Origin of the sequence: Paraburkholderia madseniana (genome assembly GCF_009690905.1) — a bacterium.
In the GTDB taxonomy this organism is placed as follows: domain Bacteria; phylum Pseudomonadota; class Gammaproteobacteria; order Burkholderiales; family Burkholderiaceae; genus Paraburkholderia; species Paraburkholderia madseniana.
Genome location: NZ_VOSW01000330.1, coordinates 1 through 433, shown reverse-complemented (window position 1 = coordinate 433; position 433 = coordinate 1). Strand labels below are relative to the sequence as shown.

Genomic DNA, 433 nt, shown 5'->3' with positions numbered 1-433 from the left:
GCGTGGTGCCGTTGAAGCCGAGCGTCGTGAGGTCCAGTTCGTCTACGAACACGTCGACGATTCTGACCGGGTTGTCCTGGCCGATGTAGTCATCGACGCATTCGGGAAGTAGTGCGACCTGCTTGCGCTCATCGCCTTCAACGAATCGCTTCATGAGTCACCCGGTCTCAATGAGTTGATTCAGTTTAGGCGATGAGTGTGTTTTCACACAGGCTCGGCCACAACCCGCCGTTCACATGCGTCGTCGGTCGGACGTTCAGGCGTCGGCTTCGCCTCGGAACCGGCCATCCGATTGTCGAAGATGAATGCTCCGTCATCGGCCAAACCGGACCTTCGCTCCTCGCAGTTGAGGCCGTTCGGCAATGTCCGCTTCCTGGCGGCGCGGATAGGAGTTTATCGACCACAAGCGGATCTCTGCCACACCTGGCCGCGA

The 433-nt window shown here is 59.1% G+C and carries 1 pseudogene; it reads right to left on the bottom strand.

Features of this window, described 5'->3' with window-relative positions:
- Positions 1 to 154: pseudogene (locus FSO04_RS46065) on the bottom strand (IS5/IS1182 family transposase); the annotation flags it as partial.
- Positions 155 to 433 lie beyond the last annotated feature (279 nt).